The sequence below is a fragment of the Streptomyces sp. NRRL S-378 genome (genome assembly GCF_000720645.1).
GTDB lineage: Bacteria > Actinomycetota > Actinomycetes > Streptomycetales > Streptomycetaceae > Streptomyces.
On sequence record NZ_JOBX01000002.1, the window covers coordinates 97,818 to 117,663 of the forward strand.

A 19,846-nucleotide genomic window follows, 5' to 3' on the forward strand; every position below is an offset into this window, starting at 1 on the left:
CGACCCTACGACGGCTTGCCCGCCCGCAGCCCGCCGGACACGGTGACCGCCGCCAGCGACAGCAGCAGCCCGCCCGCGGCCGCACCCAGCGCCGCAGCCGGTCCCCACAGCGTCCAGGCCGCCCCGAACAGCAGGGAACCCCCGAACCGGGCCAGCGCCTGCGCCGTCTGGAGCACCGCCAGCCCCGTCGTGCGCAGACCGGCCGGGAGCAGCGGCCCGGCCGCGGCCATCAGCACCCCGTCGGTCGCCGCGTAGAACAGGCCGAGCGCCGTGGGCACACCGACGACCAGCAGCGCCCCCTCCGGCAGCGGGGCCAGGAGCAGCAGACAGGCGCCGAGCAGGGCCAGGTGCCCGCCGAGGAACACCCGGCCGCGCCCCACCCGGTCCGCGAGCCGCCCCACGGGCACCGCCGCCAGCAGGAACACGGCCGCCGTCCCGACCGGCAGGAGCGGGAAGTACGCGGCCGAAAGCTCCAGGCGGCGCTGGAGCAGCAGGTAGAGGAAAGCGTCGCCGACGGTGAACACGCCCAGCACGGTGGTGGTCTGGCACAGTCTCCGCAGGCCGGCGATCCGCAGGAGGGAGCGTACGGGCGGTGACGCCGGGGAGCGGGGGGCCGCGGGCGCCGGGGCCCGGCGCACGAACAGCGCGAGCACCACCACGCCCAGGACGGCCACGCAGCAGCTCACGGTGAACACCGCCGCGTACCCGTCCACCGCCACCCACAGCACCCCGAAGGCGGCGAGCGGCCCCAGCAGCGCGCCCGTCGTGTCGAGCGCCCGGTGCACGCCGAAGGCGCGACCTTGCACCCCGGGAGGTGCCGCCAGCGAGATCAGCGCGTCGCGGGGGGCGGTGCGCAGCCCCTTTCCGGTCCGGTCGGCGGCGAGCACCGCCGCAACCGACCAGGGCGTGGTGACGACGAGCAGCGCCGCCTTGCACACGGCCGAGAGGGCGTAGCCGGTGCCGGCGACCAGTTTGTGGCGGCGGGTGCGGTCGGAGATCCGGCCGCCCGCGAGGCGCAGCAGCGCGGTGGCGCCCTGGTGGAGACCGTCCAGGGCGCCGAACGCCAGCGGAGACATGCCGAGTCCGGCCATCAGGTACAGCGGCAGGACGGCGGTGACCATCTCCGCGGAGACGTCCGTGAGCAGGCTGACCAGCCCGAGTGCGAACACCGTGCCGGGGACGGCCCGCAGGGGGCCCTGGGCGGCCGCGGTGCCCGAGGGCGCGTCCGCGGCCCGGCCGGTCGACAGGTACACGGATGCCTCCGAGCCGGGTCGGGTTCGGTCAGAACCAGGTGACGGTGAGCGGGAAGGGGGCCGTGACGGTCGTGCCCGCGGAGTCGGTCGCCGTCGCGGTGATCTGCAGGGTGCCGACGGACCAGGGCCTGCCGCTGATCCGGCCGGTGGCAGCGTCGACGCTCAGGCCCCAGGGCAGGCCGGTGGCGGCGTACCGGACCGGTGGGCTGCCGCCGGTGGCGCTGAGCCGGACCGTGCAGGACTGGTTGAAGGCGCAGGTCTGCGGGCCCGGGTCGGCCAGCTTCAGACCGCCCGCGGTCGGGGTGGGGGTGGGCGTCGGGGTCGGTGTCGGCGTCGGCGTGGGCGTGGGCGTGGGCTGCGTCGCGGTGTCGAACACCTCGCTGATCGGCTGGACGTTGGCCGCGTTGCCCGCGTGCGTCGCCGTGCCGAAGAGGTCCTCGAGGGTCCGCAGCAGGTGGTGGTGGTTGTAGGCGGTGGCGTACTTGCCCGTCCTGACCTTCGCGCCGTGGAAGACGGTGGCGATCTGGTTCGACCCGAGGTAGTTGTCCTCGTCCCAGGTGAGCACCAGCAGACTGTTGTTGGCCTTCGCCCACTGCGCATAGGCGTCGATGTTGTTCCTCGTCCAGGTGTCCCCGGTGGCGACGGAGCACGAATGCATGTCGTTGCACTGGTTGGGGACGACGAAGGACAGGTCGGGCAGCGCCGCGAAGTCGTTCCGGGGGAACTGCGCCCATGTCTTCCCGGTGTTCAGCGGCACGTTCTTGAAGGCGAACCACGGGTTGTGCTTCTGCGCGTACTGGCCGCTGGTACAGACCGTGGAACCCTCGCCCGGCAGGTCTTCGTTGTACGTCGCGAAGGTCCTGCCGGACGCGATCAACTCCTGGCCCAGGTTCGGTGCCGTCATCGACTGCGGGGTGTAGCAGCCGTCCCCGGTGATGCCCTGCGTGGACCCGGAGAAGAGGTTGAAGTAGTTCGGCTGGCTGGGGTGCGTGAGTGCCTTCATGCCGGTCAGGCTCGCGCCGCCGTTCGCCAGCTGGTTGATGTACGGGGCGTTCGCGCTCCCGATGATCTCCCCGTACTGCTTGTTCTCGTAGACGACCACGACGACGTGGTCGTAGGAGGGCAGGGCCGCGACGGCGTGTGCGGCCGCCGGGGCGGTCGAACCGGGCTGCGCCGCTTGGGAGCTGGCCGCGGTGAAGGCGCCGAGCAGGCCGAGCGTGCCGATCCCGGCGACGGCCGCGGACCACAGGGCGCGGCGTCTCGTGCGCGGCGTCGGTGAGGGTGGGTGCGTGGGCACGGGTTCTCCTTCTGTCGTTGTCGTCGTACGGGCCGATTGGGGCCGGAGGGTCATTCCTCGCGCCGGGCCGCACCGGCCACGGCGATGTTCAGGAACCGCGGTACGGGGCGTCCCCGGCCGCGGAAGTCCTCCGCGACTGCGGCCCGCACCGCCGCCCGCCGGTCCTCGGGCAGCAGCATCAGCAGGCTCCGCCCGGGCCGCTGCCCGGGCGGCCAGGCGCTCAGCGCCCCGGCCCGGCGGGCGCAGGACAGGGCGTGCGCCAGCTCCCGGGGGCGGTCCGCGGCCTCGCCGCGCACCGCCATCAGCACCAGCCGTGCCCCCGAGGCTGCCGGGTCGAAGGAGACGTACCGACGCCGCCGCGGCCGCGTACCCAGCAGCAGCGCCCTGCCGGGCCGGGCGTGGAACACCGCCCGGCGCAGACCGTCGTCCCCCTCCGGCAGCGCCCCGGCGAGCAGCCGGGCCAGGAACGCGCGGTCCGGCCGCTCCTCGGCCCGGGCGTGTACGTCGGCCACCGCCAGCGCCACCGCGCAGTCGGCCGGTTCCGCCGTGGCCAGTCCGGCGGCCCCCGTGAGCGAGCCCTGTACGTGCAGGTCCGTCCCGCCCCGGCCGAACCCGGCGCGCGCCAGCGCCCGCAGGACGGTGTACGGCCGGACGGCCCAGGCGGGTGCGTCGGGCAGCGGCCCGGACAGGGTCAGCGGCAGGTCGCAGCTGTCCGCCGGGTGCCCGAGGGAACTGAGCCGCACCAGGCCGTCGTCGCGGGGAGCGGCCGCCGCGGCCGTCGGCCAGCCCGCCGCGGCGACGAGGCCGGGGGAGCCCAGCCGGAAGGCGTACGGCGCGCTCCACACGGCGGCCGGGGGCCGCCCGTGGGCGGCTTCCAGGGCGTAGGCGACCAGCCGGAACAGCGGGTCGGCGGTGGCCCGCCGCGCCAGGTCGCCTCCGGCCGTGCCGCCTCCGGCGAGGCCGGCAGTGGCGAGGCCCGCAGTGTCGGGGCCTGCGGTGTCGGGGCCTGCGGTGTCGGGGCGCGCTCCGGCCGGAGCCGTCGTCCCGGGCGCCTTTCGGGACGGGCCCGGCTCGCCTGCGCCGGGCCGTTCGGAAGGGGCCTCCCGAACGGCGGCCGCGCCGCTGGTGGCACTACCGGCCGGGCCGGGGCGGGGTGTCACGGGGTGTCCTTGCGGGCCAGGACGCGGTAGGCGTTGCCGCCGTCCGCGTGGCGGGCGGCCGCCGTGCGGAGCGTGTCCAGTGCCGCAGCGGCCGCGAAGCACGGCAGCGAGGCCAGGCGTACGGCGTGGGCGACCGCCCGGGTCCGGCGCGTGGCGGGCGGGCCCCACGGCCGGTCCGGGTCGGGTGCCAGGCGCCCCGCCGTGAGGGCGACCGCACCGAAGAAGTCGTTCCCCTGGTGGGCCGGCCCGTGTTCCTCGGCGAGGACCGTGAACCCGCGGTCGGCCAGGGCCTCCCGCAGGTTCGCGACGGGGGCCAGGTGCTGGTGCTGCGGCTGGAACCAGGGCAGCCAGGCCGGGCCGAGGAGCCGTGCCATCCGCGACTCCGGGTCGGGCAGCTCGATCGTCAGGTGCCCGCCCGGGGCGAGGACGACGGCCGCCGCGTCCAGCTCCGCGAGCGGATCCCGGGTGTGCTCCAGGTAGTGGTACATGCTGACCACCTCGTACTGGCCCGCCAGTTTCGCGGCGAACTCCGGGAACTGGCCCTGGTACGCGGTCTCCACCCACCCGCGGCGTTCTGCCCCGCGGACCGCGTCGCCCATGTCGAGCCCGTCGAACCGGGTCTGCGGCCACACGTCCCGCGCGGCGTTGCAGAAATGACCGTGTCCGGTGCCGACGTCGAGCCAGGACGCCGGGTCGGCGTGCGGCAGGAGCATCTCGGCCCGTCCCCGGTAGGCGGCGCCCAGCCGGCCGAAGACCGTGCCGGCGCCCTCGCCGCCGCGGCCGTCGTAGAAGTCGCGGTAGTAGAACTCCAGCCCCTCCGGGGTGAGCCGGGGATTCTGGAAGACGTGCCCGCAGCTCCCGCACTGTTCCAGGGTGAACCGGCCGGGCTTGCCCTGGAGCAGGTCGGGAACCCGGACGCGCACGGAGAGCCGGTCCGATCCGCACCAGGGGCAGTCCGGGCGGCGCGGCTCCAGGAAGCGGTCGGTGCCCGCGGCCAGTTCCTCGCGGTAGGCGGCCACCCGCGCGGTGTCGGGAGCCCCGTCCCGGCCGGTCGGCCGGGTGCCGGTGCCCGCCGCCGCGGTACGGACGGCGGCCGCGAGGGAGCGCACCGGCCTGGCGGCGGTGGCCCGGGCCAGACCGGCGGGGCGCAGCGGCGAGCCGGGCGTGCCCAGCACCAGATACGGCTGGAGCCAGTACAGTCCGGCCGCGGCCGCACCCCACCGGCCCTGACGGACGGCGACACCCGCCAGCAGCGCCAGCCCGCAGAGCTGTGCGGCTGCCACCGCGCCCGGCGGCAGCCCCTGGGCCCGCAGCTCCGCGGCACGGGCCGGGCCCCCTGCGGCCCCGGTGTCGCCGGCCCCTGCGCAGCTCAGGGCCGGGGCGACGGCCAGCCCCGTCGCGTCGGGGGCGTACTCCTTCACACGGCGGGTCAGCGCGAGCAGTTCCGCGGTGTCCGGGCTCGGGCCGCCCGCATCGACGCCGGCCCGCTCCAGCACGTCCTCGGTGACGAGGACGGCGAAGCCGGCCCCGCGCCCCTCGGCCAGCCGGTCCCCCCGGTAGCGGGCGGGGTCGACCAGACGCAGCAGCCCCAGCGCCCGCTCGGCGGCCAGGTCCGCGGGCAGCAGGTCCAGTACCCGGAGTCCCTCGCCCTCCGCGTACGCGCAGGCGGTGAGGAAGACGGCCGCGTCGGCCTCGATCCCGCGGGCGGTCAGCAGCCGCCACCCGGCGGGCCGCGGCACCCCCGCCGACGTGGGCGGGACCACCGGCAGCACCGGCAGGGCGCGCAGCCGGAGCGCGGCGCGTACGGTACCCGCCCCGAGGGCGGCCAGTAGCGCCGCCGAGGTCCAGCGGACCCGGGAGAGCGGAGGGTGCGTCATATCAGCTTCTCCAACCGGTCGGCCGCGGCGGCGGCCCCGCCCGCCGCGGCGAATGAGGCCTGTATCCGACGTGCGGCCCGGCGGGGGCCGGGTTCGTCCAGCACGGCGGTGAGCGCGTCGCGCAGTTCCTCGGCACGTGTCCGGCCGAACCGCACCCGGATCCCGGCACCGGCGTCGACCACCTGACGGGCCACGATCGGCTGGTCGTCCCTGATGGGCGCGACGACCAGCGGCAGCCCGTGCGCGAGGGCCTCGCAGACGGTGTTGTGCCCGGCGTGGCAGACCACCGCGTCCAGGTGCGGCAGCAGCTCCAGCTGAGGGACGCTCTCCTGGAGCAGCACGTGGTCCGGCACCTCCCCGACCAGGGCGGCCGGTGCCGCCAGGACCACCTGCACGTCGTCGGCGAGCCGTTCGGCCGCGCCCAGCACCGCGTCGTAGAACCGGGCCCCGGCAACCTGGTTGAGGGTGCCGAGGGAGACCAGTACCCGTCGGCGCCCCGGGTCGAGCCGCTGCCAGGGGAAGCCGGGGGCGGCCGGCCGGGCCCCGAACGCCGGGCCGACGTACGCATGGTGCGGGGGGAAGTCCCCTGTCGTTCCCACGAGTTCCGGCGTGGAGAACACCAGCACCAGCCGCTCCGAGAACCGCGGGTCCCAACCGGGCGGCACCCCGCCGGGTGGCTCGCTGCCGGGGCGCTCGCCGCCGGGCGGCTCCCGGTCCGCCGGCTCCCGGCCCGTGCCGCATTCCGCGAGCAGGCCGGCGATCTGCCCGGCCACCCACTCTCCGACCTTGGGGAAGTCCGCGAAGGGCCGGGTCAGTTCGGCCGAGGTGCTGGCGGACGTCGCCCAGGGCACGCCGAGCCGCCGGGCGACCAGCGGTCCGGCCAGGGCCTGCTGGTCGGCGACCATCACGTCCGGTCCGAAGGTGCGTACGGCCCGCTCCACGCCCGGCACCATCGCCCGGGCCAGCGGCACCAGCGCCTCCTCCCACAGGAAGCGCAGCGCCCCCACTCCGCGCAGGTCGCGCCAGCGCTCGTGGAGCTCCGTGTAGGCACCGCCCGCCTCCTCGCCGGCGGGCAGGATCCGGGCCTTGGCGGGCAGCAGCCCGGTGAGCGCGGCGGCCGGCCCGGTCCAGGCGACCTCGTGCCCCCTGGCGGCGAGTTCGGCTCCGACGGCCACCGTCGGATTGACGTGCCCCGCCAGCGGCGGCACGGTGAACAGCACCCTCACGGCACCAGAGCTCCCGCCCGCGGCCGGGCCGCCGTTGCCGTCGCCGTGGCGGAGACCACGGGGTCTCCCGCGGCCACCGGGCCCGTCGACGCCGTCGGGCGTGCCGGGCCGTCCGGGGCCGTCGCGGCGAGGTGGGCGAGCACGGCGTCCCGCAGGACCCCGCTGCTCTCCTTGAGCACGTCGTGGCCGAGGCCCGGCAGGATGCGCAGCTCGCAGCGGGGCGCGTGACGGGCCAGTTCACGTGCTCCGGGCACCAGTTCGGAGTGCTCACCGCAGACGATCAGGACCGGACAGGCCAGCCGGGCGTGGTCGGCCGGGGAGAAGGGGCGGCTCGCGGCGATGTCGTCGATGAGCGACGTGCGGTTGAGGAGGGCGTCGGCGGTGGCCGTGAGATTGGCGGCCTTGCGCAGGCGCAGGGTGCGCAGCTCGGCGGGTACCGGACTGTCCTCCAGGCTGAGGGCGGCGGCCGACAGCGTGTCGACCATGTTCTCCACCCAGGCTCCGCCGAGCGGGGGTTCGAGGAGGGTGAGCCCGCTGACGAGCCCGGGCCGGGCGAGGGCGGCGTGCAGGGCGAGGGTCCCGCCGTAGCTGTTGCCGACCAGGTGCACGGGCCGGTGGCCCAGACCCAGGGCGGCGAGCAGGGCGAACAGGTCGCGCACGGCGGTGCGGCTGTCGTAGCCCGTGGCGGGGCGCTCGGTGCGGCCGTGGCCGCGCAGGTCGTAGAGGACGGCCTCGTGACCGGCCCGGGCCACCGGGACGGCCAGCGGGCAGTAGAAGGAGGACAGGTTGTCGACGACCAGACCGTGGAGGAACACCACGACGGGACGGTCGGGCGCGTCGGCGCCGGCGGCTGCGGGGAGCCGCTGGACGTGGAAGCGGAGGGAGTCGGCGAGTACGACGGCCATGACGGGCTCAGCCGGCCGACGCGGGCGAACCGCCCGCCGGGACCCGGGCCAGGGACGCCGCCGTGACCCGGCCGATGTGGTGGACGAGTTCACCGACGGACATGGCCAGGATGGCGTCCATGTCCTTCTCCGCGAGGAAGCCCATCAGGTCCACGTCGGCGCCGTAGCGATGGTGGAGCAGTTCGGCGAGGGCGACGAACTCGACGCTCTCCAGGGCGAGGTCCTCGTTGAACGTCGTCTTCATCGTGACCTCCTCCGCGAGGAGGTACTCGTCGCCGACGATCTCCACGAGCATGCCGGTGATCTCGGCGAGGATGTCAGGTGCCATGACGGGTCTCCGTGAGGTGGAAGGGGACGGCGGGCGCCGCCGCCGAGGGGTGCGCGGTCCAGGCGACGACGTGATCGGGCGGTGCGCCGGTGGGGGGCGATCCGGTGAGCGGCGATCCGGGCAACGGTGGGCCGGTCAGTGGTGGGCCGGTGAGCAGGGTGGTGCGGACCGGGTACGCAGTGCCGTCCGGGGACGTCACGAGCAGGCCGCCGGTATCCGGGTCACCGGTCACCCGCCAGTCCCGGGGCCGGCCGCCCAGCCCGGCGCCGTCCGCCTTAGCGGCGGCTTCCTTCGCACACCACAGCGCGGTGAGCGAGGCCGCCAGGCCGGTGTCCCCGCGGGCGGCGAGGCGTTCGGCGAGCCGGAGTTCACCCGGCCCGAGGGCGATCCGGACCAGTGCGTCCGGGTCGGCGGTCACCGGCTCGACGTCGATGCCGACGGGCCGGCCGGGATGGGCGAGGGCGACCGCGATCCGGTCCTTGTGGGCGATCGACAGCCGGAAGCCGCGGGTGAGCGGCCCCTGGGCCAGCGGCCGGCCGGCCGGGTCGTTGCCGACCGGTACCTCGGCGGGGAACACCGGTCCGGCCCCGCCGTCCCACAGCAGCCCGCGTAGCGCGTCCTTGGCCGCGATCCGGCCCAGCAGCCAGGGCACACGGGCCCGCGGCGCCAGCCGCCCGTAGACCTCCCGCTCGGCGGCACCGAGGTAGCGGCGCATCACCAGCTCCTGCGAGGCGGGATCGCTCCAGCGGCGCCGGGCCAGGCACCAGCCCTCGGGCCGGGGCTCGCCGATGCCGCAGACCTCCGGGGTGAACTTCATCGGCCAGACCCGCTCGTCGGCGCCGAAGCGACGGTACGTCCACCCCTCGATCCAGGCCCACACCCCGCCGCCGGGCCGGCGCAGCTCGACGTCCCCGCGCACGGTGACGTCCTGCACGGAACGGATCCGGGCGGTGGCCTCGATCAGCTCCAGCGGGGCCGGCGGGGGGCCGTGGAAGCGGACGCGGTCCACGGTGGCCGGGAACACCAGCCGGTCCACCGGGAGCCGCAGCTGCATCCAGTGCCCGAAGAGCTGCCCGGCGGCGTCGAGGAGCGCACCGGGGTCGGGCAGGGCCCGCAGCACCCCGTGGACACCGTCCGAGCCGACCGTCCGGACCTCGTGCACACCGGCGAACCGCGGGCCGTGGAACATCCACCGGTCGCGGTAGAGCGCCTCGGCGCTGACGGGGGCCGGCCCGGCGCCGCGCAGCGGAGTCCCGTCGGGCGCGGGCGGTTCGCCGTACCCGTCGCCGAACAGGACGACCAACGAGGCGTATTCGCCGAGAGTGACGCGCATCCGGCCGGGCCCGTCCGGGCGGACGGAGACCGCGACGTCCACGGCCGGCTCGACGGCGAGCCAGCGCAGGGCCCGTACGTCCTCGTGGCCGACGACGACGAGGCCGGGCGGTACGTACTGCCGGGCGGCCTCGGCGGCCAGTTCCAGCATGGTGGTCATGGGCACGACGGGGAACCGGTCGGAGTCCTCGGGCCAGCCGTCGGGCTGGAGGTACACGCAGTGGTCCCGCACGTAGGGCAGCGCGTCCAGGGAGAACCGCACCGTCCGCGTCCCACCGGCGCCCGCAGCCACCCCGCTCCCCGGTCCGGGCACGGTTCCCGGTGCCGCCCACGCCTCGGTCACGGCCCGGGCGGCCGCCTCGGTGCCGGCGAGTACGGTGTCCAGCGCGGACAGCAGTACCGGCCGGTCCACAGTCGGCGCGGCAGGGGCGGCGGCAGCGGCCGGAGCGAGGAGTCCGGCCAGGGAGGCCCGGGCCGGCCCACCCAGTCGCACCAGCGGCGAACCGAGGTCCAGGGCCATGGCGCGTCCCGCCCCGGCGCCCACCGGGCCGTCCCCGGCGCCGGCCCGGACCCTCCCCGGTGGCACGGGCGCCCCGTCCGGCGTGGAGCCGGCCGCGGCATCGAGCCCCGGGCCTCCCGCGGGGAACACCGCGTGGCCCTCGGCCCAGAGCGCGGCGCAGGTGCGGTCGAGCGCCGCGAGACCGCCGAGCCGGGGCGAAGAGGTGGACACCGAGAGGTGGGGGCGGCCGCGCAGGGTGTCCTCGACGAACCCCGGCAGGCTCCCGGGCCCCAGGGTGACGAAGGTGCGCACGCCCTGCTCCTCGTGGAGCCGCAGGGCCAGCTCGCGGAAGCGGACCGGCTCCAGGAGGTGACGCACCACCAGGTCCCGTACGTCCCGCGGGTCGGACGGGAACGGCGCGCACGTCGTCGCCGACCACACGGGGAGCGTCCCGGGCCGCAGCGGCAGCCGGTCGAAGGCCGCGCGGACCTGGCCGAGGTACGGCTCCCACATCGGGGTGTGGAAACCCGAACGGAACGGCAGTTCCTGGCCGAGGACCCCGTCGGCGCGCAGCCGCGCGACCACCGCCGCCACCTGGTCCGGTTCGCCGCAGACCACCGACTGGTGCGGGCAGTTGTCGTGGCTGACCACCACGCGGTCCATGCCGTGCAGCGCGGCCCCCGCCCGGTCCGCGCCGCAGCCCAGGGCCGCGTACACGAGGTCCGGGACCCTCAGGTCGCCCGGGCGCAGCGAGTCCAGGAAGGTGTCCGCGGCCTCCTGCGGATACATGCCGGCCGCCACCATCGCCGCCCACTCGCCCAGGCTGTGGCCGGCCAGTACGTCCGCCTCGACGCCCAGGGCAGGCAGCACCCGGGCGTACAGGCGGCCGGTCGCGATCGCGTCCAGGGCCCGTTCCACGAGGGAGGCACCCCGGGTCAGGCGGGGCGGCGCCAGTGCGAACCGCTCCGCGACGTCGTCGACCACCGGCGCGAACTCCGGTTCCAGACCCGGGAAGAGGAACGCCACCCGTCCGCCGAGCGGCTGCGGCGCGAACCACACGTCGCCGCGCCCCCGCCACGGGCGGCCGCGCGCCACCACTTTCGCCGCCAGCGCGAGCCGCTGCGGCGTCGGCCCGGCCACCGCGACCCGGCAGGGCCCGTCGCCCCCGGACACGGGTGAGGCGGCCGCCAGCCGCTCCGACAGCTCCGCAGGGGAGTCCGCCCCGATCAGGAGTACGTCGCCGCGTGCGGCCGGACCGACGGGCGCGGCCGTGCCGCCCAGCGGCAGGGTCCGGCGCACGGGAAGCCGCGGGCGCGCCGCCGCCGGAGCCTCCTCCAGCACCACGTGCGCGTTGATCCCACCGAAACCGAAGGCGTTGACCCCGGCCCGGCGCGGCGCGGGACCGCGCTCCCACGGCAGCGCCGCGGTCACCGGCCGCATCCGGGTCCGGGCCAGGTCCGGGTGGGGTTCCTCCAGGTGCAGCGTCGGCGGCAGCACCCCCTCGTGCACCGCGAGCGCGGCCTTGATCAGCCCGGCCATGCCCGAGGCCTGCATCGTGTGCCCGAGCATCGACTTCACGGAACCGAAGCCGATCCCGGGTCCCTCGGGGCCCGGCGGGCCGAAAACCTGCGCGAGCGTGTCGAGTTCGGCGGCGTCCCCGACCGGCGTGCCGGTGCCGTGCGCCTCCAGCAGACCCAGCGCGCCCGGCGCCCGCGGGTCCAGGCCGGCCTCCCGCCAGGCCCGCTCCAGCGCCCGTACCTGGCCCGCGACCAGGGGGCTCATCAGGCTCGCCGCCCGGCCGTCCCCGGCCACGCCCGTGCCGCGGACCACCGCGTACACGCGGTCGCCGTCCCGCTCCGCGTCCGCCAGCCGTTTGAGGAGGACCACCCCGGTGCCCTCGGACAGCAGGGTCCCGTCGGCCCTGCGGTCGAAGGGCCGGATGCGCTCGCTCGGGCTGAGCGCCCGCAGCTGGGTGAAGACGCTCCACAGCGTCGCGATGTGGCAGTGGTGCACCGCCCCCGCGACCACCGCGTCGCAGCGCCCCGCGGCGAGCAGCCCCACTGCCTGGTCCACCGCCAGCAGGGAGGAGGCGCAGGCCGCGTCGAGCGTGTAGGCGGGCCCGCGCAGGTCCAGCCGGTTCGCCGTCCGGGCCGCCGTGAAGCTGGGGACCAGCCCGATCGACGCGTCGGGCCGCTGCGGTCCCAGCGCGTCCTGGAACGCCGAGCGCACCTCCGCGATCCGCCGCTCACCCAGCTCCGGCGCCAGCTCCCGCAGGGTCTGTGCCAGCTGGTGCGCCGTGCGCACCCGTTGGTCGAGGCGGGCCGTGGCAACGCCCATGAATCCGCCCCGGCCCAGCACCACCCCGATCCGCGAGCGGTCGGCCGGCAGCCGGTCCTCGCCGCCGGCGTCGCTGATCGCCTCGGCCGTCGCGTGCAGGGCCAGCATCTGGTCGGGCTCGGCGCCCTCCACGGCGGCCGGCATGATCCCGAACCGGGTCGGGTCGAAGGAGGCGAGGCCGTCGACGAAGCCGCCGCGCCGACAGTAGAAGCGGTCGGCGGCCGCGGGCCCGGCGGCGGCCTCCGGTGCGTAGTAGACGTCCGGGTCCCAGCGTTCGGGCGGGACCTCGCCGATGCAGTCCGTACCGGCGAGGAGGTTGCGGCGGTAGGCGGCCAGATCGGCGGCTCGGGGGAACACCGCGCCCATCCCGACGATCGCGGCGTCGGTCGGGCGGGGGCCGCCGCCGTCCTGTCGTGGCCGCCGGACGCCCTCAGGCATGGCCGCGGCCCTCCTGTACCGCCTGTACCTCTTCTGCCGCCTGTGTCACGTGCGCCTCCTGCATCTCCTGTGCCTCCTGCGCCATCAGAACGACCTGTACGTCGCTCCCGCGGGCCAGTTCGTCGAGGAAGGCCGCGGTGCCCGCGTCCGGCGGGAGGAGCGGGACGCCGCGCCGGGCGTAGGCGCGTTCCAGCTCGGGCGTGACCATCCCGCCCGCCTCGGCCGCCCAGGGACCCCAGTCGACGGACAGGACCCGGCCGGGGAAGGACTCCGCCCAGGCGTGCGCGAGGCCGTCGAGGGCGTCGTTGGCCGCGGCGTAGTCGCTCTGGCCCCGGTTCCCGTAGACCCCCGCGACGCTCCCGAACAGGGCCAGGAAGCGGGGGGCGGGCCATGTCCCGTGTTCGGCGGCAGCGGCGGCCAGATGCCGGGCGCCGGTCACCTTGGTGGCGAACACCTCGCTGAAGTCCGCCGGCCGTTTGTCGCGCAGCAGCCCGTCCCGCAGGATCCCCGCGCCGTGCACGATGCCGTCGAGCCGGCCGTGGCGCTCCCGTACGGCGGCCACGACCGCCCGTACGGCCCGCTCGTCGGTGACGTCGGCGCAGTGGTAGCGGACGGAGGCCGCCACCGTGGCGAGGGCGGCGAGGGTGGTGCGTACCTCGCGTTCGGCGAGGATCCGCGAGGCCGCCGCCTCGATCTCCGCGGGCTTGCGCAGTCCGGACGCGATCAGGGCGGCGCGCAGCGCCACGCGGTCCTGGGCCTGCCCGAACGCGTCGGGGTCGAGGGGCGGCCGGGGCGTGCGCCCCACGAGTTCGATGTGGCATCCGGTGGCACGGGCCAGGGCGAGCGCCGTGCGGGCGGTGATCCCGCGGGCCCCGCCCGTGAGGAGGACCACCGAGCCCGGGTCCAGGAGGGCCGGGCGGGGCCCGTCGGGGGCGGACAGGGGAGCGGGCACGGGTCGGCGGGCGACGCGGGCCCCCTCGGGGGTGTAGCCGACGGAGGCGGGGGCGTCCGTGGCAGCCGTGGCGAGTTCGCGGACGAGCTGCGTGGCGACGCGCTCCGGGTCCTCCTTGGGGTGGACGTCCACGGCGCGCACCAGCGCGGAGGGGAATTCGAGGGCGGCGGAGCGGGCGAAGCCGTGCAGTCCGGCTCCGCCGGGGCTGCCGGGGCCGCCGTGGGCGCTGACGAGCAGGAGGCGTGGGGTGCCGCCGGTCAGGGCGTTGCGCAGGCCCGGGAAGGCGTCGGGCAGTACGGGTTCGGTTCCCGCCCGCAGCGGGGACAGGTCGACGATGCCGTCGAGCCCGGCCTCGGGCGTGGGGAGGATCCGCGGTTCGGCGCCCAGGGCCTCCAGGGCGGCGCCCAGGGCGCGCGCGAGGCCCTGGTCGTCCTCGACGATCCCGATCCGCAGGCCGTGCAGGGTGGCCGGATCACCCTCGGCCGGCGGGAGGGGTGACAGGTCCACGCGGAGCCGGGCGACGGGTGGTGCGGCGGGTTCCGGTCCGGCGGCTGGGTCGCCGGCGGTGTGGGAGGTGACCCAGTCCACGACGCCGCGCAGGGTCTTGATCCGGGACAGCTCCTCGACCGCGGACTCGGCGGAGCCGTCCGGGCCGGGGGCCCCGGGGAGGCCGACGCGGTCGGCGAGGGCTCCGATGATCTCGACGCGCTTGATGGAGTCGATGGAGAGGTCCGCCTCCAGGTCCAGGTCGGGGTCGAGCATGTCCAGCGGGTAGCCGGTCCGGAGGTGGACGATCTCCAGGACCACGTCCATGACCTCGCGGGCGGTGCGGGGTCCCGTGCCGGGGGCCTCGGTGGGGGTGGCTCCGGCGGGGCCGGGCGCGCTCCGGGGCGTCTCCTCGGGCGCCGGAGGGTTCTCGGGGCCGGACGGCGGGGCAGCGGTGCGTCCGGCGCCCTGCGGGGACCGCCCCGGCACGCTCCCGACCCCACCGGAACCGCCCGGGCCGTCGGGCATGCCCAAGTAGGCCAACACGACGTCCCGTTGTGCCTCCACCAGGGCGCGGGCCCCGCGCAGGTACTCCAGCACGGTCTCCTCGCGCCGGTCGGCGGCAGGGGCGGCTGCCGCGCCGCCGAGCGTGGACCACGCGCCTTCGTCGGGCATCGCCGTGTCCCCTTCCGTGCGGGGCACCCCCGTGCGGGGTGCCGTCGTCGCCGTTGCGTTCGGTACGCGGCGGGCCGGCTGGAGGCCGCCTCGGACGGGGGTGCCGTCCGCGGTGCGGACCAGGTGGCCGTCGACCAGCCAGCCCGGGCGGCGCGGGGCGCGGTCCGGGAGGCGGGAGGCCCGGCCGCGGAACAGCGCCTCCGGCGCCACCGGCACGCCCGCAGCCGCCAGTTCGGCCAGGGCCGTGACCAGGCGGAGCAGGCCGTGCTCGCCGGGGACGTCCAGCGGGACCACCGTGTGCGGTCGCTCGCCGAGGATCCGGCCGACGAGGCCGGTCAGGACCCGCCCGGGGCCCGCCTCCACGAAGGTCCGGACACCGGCCGCGTACAGGGACTCGACCTGCTCCACGAACCGGACCGGCTCCGCCACCTGGCGTGCCGCGAGGCCCCGTACCCCGTCGGCCGTCGCCGGGTACCGCTCGGCCGTCGTGTTCGACCAGACCGGGATCTCCGGAGCGGTCACCGTCGTCCGCGCCAGTTCCGCGGCCAGCGCAGCCGCCGCCCCCGCCACCACCCCGCTGTGGAACGCGCAGGCCACCGGGATCGGCTGCGCGGACAGGCCCGCCGCGCGCAGGGCCGCCACCGCCGTGGCGACGGCCGCCGACGGGCCCGAGATCACGCACTGCCGGGGCGCGTTGTGGTTCGCCACCACGCATCCCGCGCGGGCGGCGAGGTCCCGGACCTCCTCCGGCGCGGCCGACACCGCCGCCATCCCGCCGGGGTCCGTGCCAGCCGCCGCCAGGATAGCCTCGGCGCGACGGGCGCTCAGCCGGAGCAGGCTCCGCGTGTCGTAGGCCCCCGCCGCCCACAGGGCGGTGAGTTCGCCGTACGAGTGCCCCGCCGTGCAGTCCGGCCGTACGCCGAGTTCACCGAGCAGCAGGTGCGCCGCTGCCCCGGCCAGTCCGAGGGCCGGCTGGGCCACCCGGGTGTCGGTGACCGCCGCCCGCTGCGCGGACCGCCCCTCGGCGGTGAACGCCGCCGGCGGGAACATCGCCGCCACCACGTCCGGGTCGGCCGTGTCCAGCAGGCCGCGAAGGCGGGGGAAGGACGTGAACAACGGGCCGAGCATGCCGGGTCGTTGGCTGCCCTGACCGGGGAACAGGAAGGCCACCCGGCCGGGCTCCGCCCCCTCGGCCCGTACGTGTACCCCGGGGCCCGCGGTGAAGGACCGGGCCCGCTCCAGCCGGGCCGCCAGTTCGTCGAGGTCCGAGGCCACCACCGCCACGGCCACGGGCGCGTCGCCCGGGGCCGTCTCGGCCGCGAGGTCCCGCAGGGTCCACGGCCGTCCGGCCGTGTCGTTCTCCTCCAGCCGCGCGGCGAGCCGCGCCATCGCGCGGGCCGCCGACGGGCGGTCCGGGCCGCGGAAGCAGAACAGTTCGGCGGGCCACTCCTCCAGGCCGTGCCGGGGTTCGGGCGTTCCGTCGTAACCGGCCAGTACCGCGTGGTAGTTGGTGCCGCCGAAGCCGAAGGCGCTCACACCGGCGACGCGGTGCCGCGCGGGCACCGCCCAGGGCCGGGGTTCGGTCTCGAAGGAGAAGGGGCTGGTCTCCGCCCGCCAGGCCGGGTTCGGCGTGGAGATGTGGAGGGTGGGCGGCCGTACGCCCGCGTGCACCGCCCGGGCGGCCTTGATCAGCCCGGCCAGTCCGGCCGCGCACTTGGTGTGCCCGAGCTGCGATTTGACGGAGCCCAGCGTGCAGGCCCCGGCGGTGGCCCCGGAAGCGGTGAACAGGTCGCTCAGCACGGCCAGTTCGGTGCTGTCGCCGACGACCGTGCCGGTGCCGTGCGCCTCGACGAGACCGACGTCGGCCGGGGCGATGCCCGCTCGTGCGTACGCCCGTTCCAGGGCCCGGCGCTGGCCCTCGGGGCGCGGGGCGGTCAGGCCCAGGGACCGGCCGTCGCTGGCTGCTCCCACCGCCTTGATCACGGCGTACACCCGGTCGCCGTCGCGTTCCGCGTCGGCGAGCCGCTTCAGCACGACGGCGCCGACGCCTTCGCCGAGGGCGATCCCGTCGGCGGCCGCGTCGAAGGGCCGGCAGCGGCCGCCGGGGGACAGGGCGTGGACGGAGGCGAACATCAGGTAGTCGTTGATGCCGTTGTGCACGTCGGCGCCGCCGCACAGCACCATGTCGCTGTCGCCGTCGCGCAGTTGCCGACAGGCGAGGTCGAGTGCTGCGAGCGAGGAGGCGCAGGCGGCGTCGACGGTGCAGTTCGCGCCGCCGAGATCGAGGCGGTTGGCCACCCGGCCGGCGATGACGTTGGCGAGGATCCCGGGGAAGGAGTCCTCGGTGAGCCGCGGCAGCTGCTCGTCCAGGGCGGGCGGGAGGTCACCGAGGTAGGCGGGGTGCAGGGCCCGCAGTCCGTAGGCGCCGGCCAGTTCGGTGCCCGCCTCCGCCCCGAAGACCACCGAGGTCCGGGAGCGGTCGAAGGCGCGGTCCCTGCCGTAGCCGGCGTCGCCGAGGGCCCGCGCCGAGATCTCCAGGGCCAGCAGCTGCACCGGTTCGATCGCGGAGAGGGAGGCGGGCGGAATGCCGTGCGCGAGCGCGTCGAAGGGGACCGGGCCGAGGAAGCCGCCCCAGCGGGACGGTGTGCGCTCCCCGGCCCGGGCCGGGTCGGCGTCGTAGTACAGCTCGGCGTTCCAGCGCTCGGCGGGGACCTCGGTGACCGCGTCCCTCCCGGCGAGGACCATCGCCCAGTAGGCGGCGAGGTCGGGCGCGCCCGGGTACGCGCATGCCATGCCCACGATGGCGATGTCGAGGGGGTCGGCCGTGACCTCCGGCGTGCCGCCGCCGGCCGTCAGCTCCTCGGCCCGCCGCTCCAGCCACGCGGTGGCGCCGTTGGTGACCTGCTCGTGCAGGGCCGCGACCGTGGTGGTCCGCGTGCGCAGGGTCGCGGCCTGGCCGAGCATGAACAGCCCGTCCGCCGCCTGCCCCTCCTCGGGGACGGGCTCCGGCGGGCCCCCGCCGGGCGGCCGCCGCAGGCCCTTGCTCGCGATCCGCAGCCGTCCCAGGTTCAGCCGCTCAAGCTCCTCCCACATCTCCCGCGGTTCGACGCCGCTGTCGGCGAGCCGCTGCCGGGTCGCCTCGAAGGTCGCGGCGTACGGGGTGGACGCGCAGCGGGTGGCGTGTCCCGGCGCGGTGTGCAGCAGGACGGTGTCCGCGCACTCCAGCGCCGCGCGCTGGAAGCCCGGCAGAACCGCGCCCCCCGTCACGGCCTCCTCCGTGAACAGGTACGCGGTGCCCATCAGCACCCCGACGCGCGCGCCGCGCGCGGCCAGCGGAGCCGTGGCCGCGGCCGCCATCGCGGCGGACCGCTCGTCGTGGATCCCGCCCGCGAACAGCAGGTCCAGGGAGGCCGGGTCGGGGCAGGAGCGCAGCAGCAGCTCGATCTGCTCCTCCCAGAGGGGGAACGAGGCGCGCGGCCCGACGTGCCCCCCGCACTCCAGGCCCTCGAAGACGAACCGGCGTGCCCCTTGCGCGAGATACCGCTCCAGCAGGCCCGGTGAGGGCACGTGCAGGTGGGTGCGGATCCCGGCCGCCTCCAGCGGGGCCGCCTGCGCCGGGGTGCCGCCCGCGATGATCGCGTACGGGGGACGGGCCCCGGTCACGGCCGCCAGCTGTTGCCTGCGCAGCTCGGGCGGGGCGAAGCCGAGCAGACCCACGCCCCACGGGAGGTCCCCGAGCCGCTCGGAGGTCTCGGCGAGGAGCCGGCGTACCTCGGGTCCTTCCATGACGGCCAGCGCGAGGTGGGGCACCCCGCCCGCGGCGGCCACCGCCTCGGCGAAGGCGGCCCGGTCGCTCACCCGGGTCATCGGTCCCTGCGTGACGGACAGCGGCCGCCGGAGCGGCTCGGCCCGTACGGCGTCCGCCAGGTGCCCGGTGACGGCTTCCCGTACGGCCCGCAGGACGCCGCCGGTGGTCCGGTGGCGGGCGGCCAGCCGGGCGGCGCACGCCCCGTCCTGGCCGACGGGCAGGAGCTGGCTGCGCAGGTCCCGGGCGCCGAGCAGGGTGGGCACCGGTCCCTCGGGCAGGGGCAGGCCGGGCCGGGCGAACACCCGGTGTCCGTGGACGACACGGGTCTGCGAGCCGTCCATCGTCCGGAGTGCGGACGCCACTTCGGACGGCAGGTCCTCCTCGACCTCGACGGTCAGGGCCAGTTGTGCGTCGAGCAGCACCCCGGCGGCACCGCCAGCGACGGCCGCGGCCGCCGTGTGCGGCCCGATCCCCCCGCAGACCAGTACCGGCAGGGCGATCGCAGGGTCCCCGAGGAGCTGCTGGAGCAGCACGAAGGTGGTGCTCCCGCCCACCCGGCCGCCGGCCTCGTGTCCCTTGGCGACGAGGGCGTGCACCCCGGCGGCCACCGCGGTGGCCGCCTCCGCGGGGCCGGTGACCTCGGCCCACACCCTGGGCCGCCCCGCCGCCGCGGCCCAGGCGGCAACCGTGCGAGGGGTGAGCGAGCCGGGGTCGGCGAGCAGCACCGTGTCCACCCCGGGCGGAAGGTCCCCCGGCCCGAGCGGACAGCCGGTGGGGACCCGCACGCCGTACCGGCCCGCGCCCGCGCCCGTACCCGCGCCCGTGTCGGGACCGGTGCCGCGGCAGGCCGGGGCGAGCCGGCGGTCCAGCTCGGCGAGCGCGCGGCGGGCGGCGTCCGCGTCCCGTCCGAGATCGAGCAGCCCGAGGGCCCCGGCACGGTCGGCGGCGGTCACGATCCCCGGACGGGGCTCCTCGAAGGGGCTCACCGCGACGACGAGGTCGCGGAGGGCGGGCGACTGTGGGGGATGGGGGATCACGAGCGCTCCTCTTCCAGTGCTGTGTGACATGCCGCAAGGCAGGACGGAAGAACGGGAGGACGGGCGGGCCGGCGGACGGCGGGCGGGCTGCGGGCGGCGCAGCCGGGGGACGCGGCGGGCTTGAACGATGGTCAAACACCCGGACGCCGCGATGCATCGTGCGGGGGCCGCTGTGCACTGTCAACAGCCGTGCGGAACAAGGCGCTACGCATTATCGGCACCCCGGAGCCTCCCCG

Annotated in this window: 9 protein-coding genes; all 9 read right to left on the bottom strand. The window is 76.7% G+C overall.

Annotated elements, in window-relative coordinates:
- Positions 1–5: 5 nt before the first annotated feature.
- Genes IH80_RS0102315 through IH80_RS0102355 form a run of 9 tightly spaced genes read right to left on the bottom strand, consistent with a single transcriptional unit; the run spans position 6 to position 19,610 of the window.
- Positions 6–1,253, bottom strand: coding sequence for an MFS transporter (locus IH80_RS0102315; RefSeq protein ID WP_030957215.1), 1,248 nt, complete (start codon positions 1,251–1,253; stop codon positions 6–8).
- A gap of 28 nt (positions 1,254–1,281) precedes the next feature.
- Positions 1,282–2,550 (bottom strand): alkaline phosphatase family protein, encoded by a 1,269-nt coding sequence (locus tag IH80_RS45650; RefSeq protein WP_063757235.1) that lies wholly within the window; start codon positions 2,548–2,550, stop codon positions 1,282–1,284.
- 50 nt (positions 2,551–2,600) lie between these two features.
- Entirely contained in the window at positions 2,601–3,710 is a 1,110-nt protein-coding gene (locus tag IH80_RS0102325) for a galactokinase (protein WP_234432088.1), read from the bottom strand.
- A complete protein-coding gene (locus IH80_RS0102330) occupies positions 3,707–5,587 on the bottom strand; it encodes a class I SAM-dependent methyltransferase (RefSeq protein WP_030957220.1) in 1,881 nt (626 codons plus the stop codon). Before IH80_RS0102330 ends, IH80_RS0102325 begins: the two co-directional genes overlap by 4 nt.
- Complete coding sequence (locus tag IH80_RS0102335; protein WP_030957222.1) at positions 5,584–6,807, bottom strand: glycosyltransferase; 1,224 nt, start codon at positions 6,805–6,807, stop codon at positions 5,584–5,586. The genes IH80_RS0102330 and IH80_RS0102335 overlap by 4 nt, the downstream gene beginning before the upstream one ends.
- A gap of 2 nt (positions 6,808–6,809) precedes the next feature.
- On the bottom strand, positions 6,810–7,718 hold the full coding sequence (locus IH80_RS0102340; protein ID WP_063757236.1) for an alpha/beta fold hydrolase: 909 nt from the start codon (positions 7,716–7,718) through the stop codon (positions 6,810–6,812).
- A gap of 7 nt (positions 7,719–7,725) precedes the next feature.
- Positions 7,726–8,046 carry a hypothetical protein gene (locus IH80_RS0102345; RefSeq protein ID WP_037878637.1) on the bottom strand — a complete coding sequence of 107 codons (321 nt, stop codon included), beginning with the start codon at positions 8,044–8,046 and terminating at the stop codon, positions 7,726–7,728.
- On the bottom strand, positions 8,036–12,652 hold the full coding sequence (locus IH80_RS0102350; RefSeq protein ID WP_051808672.1) for a type I polyketide synthase: 4,617 nt from the start codon (positions 12,650–12,652) through the stop codon (positions 8,036–8,038). Before IH80_RS0102350 ends, IH80_RS0102345 begins: the two co-directional genes overlap by 11 nt.
- Entirely contained in the window at positions 12,645–19,610 is a 6,966-nt protein-coding gene (locus IH80_RS0102355) for a type I polyketide synthase (protein WP_063757237.1), read from the bottom strand. The genes IH80_RS0102350 and IH80_RS0102355 overlap by 8 nt, the downstream gene beginning before the upstream one ends.
- Between the last annotated feature and the right edge of the window lie 236 nt (positions 19,611–19,846).

Excerpts from the sequence above, each read along its gene's own strand:
- IH80_RS0102340 (WP_063757236.1), bottom strand. The coding sequence starts at position 7,718 with ATGGCCGTCGTACTCGCCGACTCCCTCCGCTTCCACGTCCAGCGGCTC.
- IH80_RS0102330 (WP_030957220.1), bottom strand. The coding sequence starts at position 5,587 with ATGACGCACCCTCCGCTCTCCCGGGTCCGCTGGACCTCGGCGGCGCTA.
- IH80_RS0102350 (WP_051808672.1), bottom strand. The coding sequence starts at position 12,652 with ATGCCTGAGGGCGTCCGGCGGCCACGACAGGACGGCGGCGGCCCCCGC.
- IH80_RS0102345 (WP_037878637.1), bottom strand. The coding sequence starts at position 8,046 with ATGGCACCTGACATCCTCGCCGAGATCACCGGCATGCTCGTGGAGATC.